Origin of the sequence: Micromonospora sp. NPDC049580 (assembly GCF_040675595.1) — a bacterium.
GTDB lineage: Bacteria > Actinomycetota > Actinomycetes > Mycobacteriales > Micromonosporaceae > Micromonospora.
This window is the reverse complement of sequence record NZ_JBFAPG010000521.1, coordinates 1-4,200: the sequence shown is the minus strand read 5'-3', so window position 1 is coordinate 4,200 and position 4,200 is coordinate 1. Positions and strand designations below refer to the sequence as shown.

Here is a 4,200-nt window from a genome sequence, read left to right as displayed (position 1 = left end):
GTCCGCAGCATGCGGACACCCCGACTGCACGGAAACCGTGTTGATCAAGCAGAGGTGGAACGGTCGGGGACCGGCGCAGCGGCCCCCGACCGGGACTAGCCCCCGTTGATGACGAACTGTGAGCCCGGCTCGACGACAATGTTGCCGTCGGCCGAGTTGGTGATGGTCACGTTGGTCAGGTTGGCGTTGCCGCGCGCCCCGCCCATCGCGAGGATGCCGGCGCCGTTGTTGGATTTGTCGATCCGTACGTTGGTGATGGCGACGTTCGGCATGTTGCCGCCGCCGTTCTTGAACTGGATGCCGTCGTACGTCGAATCGATGATGTCGGTGTCGCGGATGGTGACCCCGACGATGTCCCGGGTTGCCGGGAAGAGCGTGATGGCGCCGAACTCCTGGTCCTCGTTCCAGAACGCGCCGCCGGTGCGGTAGAGCCCGTTGTTGGCGATCAGCGTCGTTCCGGAGAAGGGCAGCGGGTCGTGGTCGGTCGCCAGCATGATGCCCGGGTAGTTCGCGGTGTCGTAGATCAGGTTGTTCTCGATCGAGTTGTCGTAGCCGCCGTAGATGGCGATGCCGTTGGCCCGCCAGGGCAGTTGGACGGTGTTGTTGACGAAGTGGTTGTCGTGGGCGATGTCGACGCTGCGGTCCTTGACGTACGGGTTGGCCCAGACGGCGAACGCGTCGTCGCCGGTGGTGCGGAAGGACGAGTTGAACACCCGCGAGTTGCGCGTGCCGTTGCTGAAGTTGATGCCGTCGGCGTACGTGTCGCGGATCCGCATGCCGGTGAACTCCAGCCCGTCGGCCGGGCCCCACAGCTCAGGGATGTTGTCGTAGTCGCGGCCCACCCAGACACCCACGTTGGCGTGCTCGATCCAGACGTTGCTGATCCGGGTGCCGGTGCCGAAGCGACCGTTCAGACCGACGCCGCCCTCGGCGTTGCCGTCACCGCCACGGATCCGGCCCGAGCCGAAGATGGCGATGTCGGAGATCTGGGTGTTCTTGTCGATGTCGAAGCCGAAGTTGCCCTCGTGCGGGTGGTTGATGCCGCCCACCACGTTCTGCGGTTCGGTCAGCGTGTAGAGCTGCGAGTGCCACATGCCGGCGCCCCGGATCGTGACGTTGCTGATGCCGACCTGGTTGTACATGCCCCGGTTCTGCGGGTCGTCGGTCAGGATCTTCTGCTCCTGCCGCCACTGCCCGGCGGGGATCCAGACGCAGCCGATGACACCGTTCTGGTCGTCGGTCACGGCCCGCTGGATGGCGGCGGTGTCGTCGAGCCCGTCGTTCGGGACCGCGCCGTACGCGGTGATCGAGGTGCAGCCGGCGGGCTGGCTCGCCGGCGGGGCGACCTGCTCCAGGTCGATCATGTCGATCACGTAGAACGAGGCGGTGTCACCCGAGTCGCGCTGCAACTTGAACCGGGTGCCGGCCGGGTACGACTGCGCCAGCAGCGCGTTCGACTCGTCGAAGAGCCGTCGGGCGTCGGCCTGCGGGGTGTTGGTCAGCGCCTCCGGCCCGTCGGTGTTGCCGTAGAGCCAGCTGTGCTTCGACGACAACGTCAGCTTCCGGGAGAACACGTCGTTGACGTAGAGGCTGATGGTCGCCTCGATGCCCCCTCCACCGGGCGCGTCCGGGATCGAGTTGCGCACCACGATGGAGTTGGCCTGGTTGGCCGAGGTGAACTCGACGAACTGGCCGGTGCTGGTGAGCCGTACCGACTTGCGGCCGGAGGACTCGCTGGCGAAGTTGGTGTGCCCGAAGGTGCGCAGCGGGTCGGTCTCCAGCAGCGTGCCCTGGTAACGGCCGGCCTCGGCCTCGTAGGAGACGTACGGGACGGCGGCCCCGCGACCGACCACTATCGACTGGCTGAACGCGTTGTTGCTCTCGTTGGTCTCGGTCACCACGTTTGTCGCGTCAGCGGTGGCGGTGATGGTGGCACCGCCGCTGGTGGCGGTCCAGCTGCCGGTGACGGCCACGGTGACCGTCGCGCCAGCCGCGATCGAGGCGGTGCTGGTGTTGAGCGTGGTGCTGCCCACCACCAGCCGGGTGACGGTGGTGGCGCCGGTCGCGGTGGTGCCCCGGTTGCGGACCGCCACGGTGAAGGTGACGGACGCCCCGACGGCCGGGTTCGGCGGGTTCGAGGCGATGCTGAGCACCTGGAGGTCGGGCCCCGGTGCCTGCGCGATCACCAGCGGCGACGCCGCCGTGAGGCTGTTGTTGCCGTTGTTCTGCTCGACGATCGTGTTCGTCGGGTCGACCACCGCCGAGACGGCGTAGCTGCCCATCGGCCGCGTACCGGCGTTGAACGACACGGTGGTCGAGCCGCCCGCGGCGAGCGCGCCCACCGTGGCGCTGCCGACGACCGCGCCGGCCAGGCTGAAGTTGACAGTGGTCGCGCCGGCGGCGGCCGACCCGATGTTCTGCACGACGGCCGAGAGGGTGACCGCGCTGGCCTCGGTGGGCGACGTGGGTGACCAGGTCACCGAGCTGACGACCAGGTCCGGGTTGGGCGCCGGGGTGCCGCACACCTCCAGCTCGGCCACCTGGCCGGACGGGGCGCCGGTGTTGCCGGTGAACCGCAACTGCACGTCCGCCGTGGTCGCGGTGACCGGGATGGTCACCACGTTGGCGCCCTGGACGAACTGGTAGGCCGCCGCCGACACCAAACTGGTGTACGCCGACGACGCCTGGTCGCGGCCGAGGACCTGGATGGTCTGGGTACGGGTGCCCCAGGCCGGGTCGGGGTTGAGCTTCACAGTGACGCCGGAGATCGAGTGGTTCGCGCCCAGCGCCACGGTCAGGTTCTGCGGGTAGCTCGCCGCGCCCTCCCAGTAGGTGCTGAGCTGCCCGTCGTTCGCCTTGTCCGGGGTGAAGCTGAAGGTGGAGCCGCTCGCGGTCATGCTCTTGCCCTGCGCCACGTTGGTGCAGGCGGGCGGGTTGCTGCCGGTCCGGGTCACGGTGTTGCTGTTGCCCGACAGGTTGCCGGCGCCGTCGCGGGCACGGACGTAGTACGACACGGTCGCCGTCGCGGGCTGGGTGTCCTGATAGGTGAGGACGGTGCCCAGCGTCGCGATCAGGTTGCCGCCCCGGTAGACGTTGTAGCCGGCCAGGCCGCTGCCACCGGAATCGGTCGACGCGCCCCAGGTGAGCGTGATCGTGCTGCCCGACGTGCTCTGCGACAGCGTCCCCGGGACGCTCGGCGCGGTGGTGTCACCACTGCCGGTACGGGTGACCGTGTTGCTGTTGCCGGAGAGGTTGCCGGCGGCGTCGCGCGCCCGGACGTAGTACGACACCGTCGCCGTGGCCGGCTGGGTGTCGGTGAAGGTGGTCACGTTGCCGACGGACTGGAGGAACGCGCCGTTGCGGTAGATGTCGTAGCCGGCGATGCCGCTGCCGCCCGCGTTGTCGGTGGACGCGACCCAGTTGAGGGTGATGGTGGTGCCCGACTGGGTGTACGAGAGGTTGCCCGGGACGCTCGGTGCGGTGGTGTCCGGGGTGGTCGTGCCGCTGCCGTACACCTCCAGCTCGGAGAGCTGCCCAGCCGGCCAGCCGCTGTTGGCGGTGACGGTGATCCGCACGTAGCGGGTGGAGGCCGAGCTGAAGTTGATCGTGACGGTGCTGCCGCTCGCCGGGTTGAAGGTGTACGTCTGCGACCCGACCAGGTCGGTGAACGACGAACCGGTGGCGCTGCCCTGCACGCTCAACGTCTGCGTACGGGTCGCCCAACCGGAGGTCGGCAGCTTCAGCACGACCTGATTGACCGACTGCGACGAACCGAGATCGACCTGCACCCACTGGGGAAACGAGTTGTTGAGGCTCTCCCAGTAGCTGCCCACGTTGCCGTCGACGACCTTCGACGAGTCGTAGACGTCGGCGTGGCCGCTCTCCTGGGTGGGACGACCCTGGGCGAGGTTGGTGGCGGCCGGGGCGAAGGCGCTGCTGGCCGGGGCGGCGGGGCGGGCGGCGCCGGCCGGGCTCGCGATCGCGGTCGCCCCCGCCGTGGCCATCAGCGTGGCCGCGGCCATGGCCGCCACCATCCTGAACAGATTCGTTCGTCTCATCACTGTCCTTGTCGTGGGGGACGGTTGCCGCGGCGGCGTGACCACGGGGGTGGGAGTTTCTATTTATAAAAGAAGAAGAGCTGACAGAATCAGATTTTCTGGAACCAGAAGTATTAGTTGGTCTGCAAAAGCCTGATTTATT

Annotated in this window: 1 protein-coding gene; it reads right to left on the bottom strand. The window is 68.2% G+C overall.

Going from position 1 to position 4,200, the window contains the following annotated elements; genetic code table 11:
• Nucleotides 1-95: 95 nt before the first annotated feature.
• Complete coding sequence (locus AB0J68_RS28270) at nt 96-4,058, bottom strand: CARDB domain-containing protein (RefSeq protein ID WP_363941450.1); 3,963 nt, start codon at nt 4,056-4,058, stop codon at nt 96-98.
• Nucleotides 4,059-4,200: the final 142 nt, after the last annotated feature.

Coding starts and splice junctions, on each gene's coding strand:
- AB0J68_RS28270 (WP_363941450.1), bottom strand. CDS start 4,058: ATGAGACGAACGAATCTGTTCAGGATGGTGGCGGCCATGGCCGCGGCC.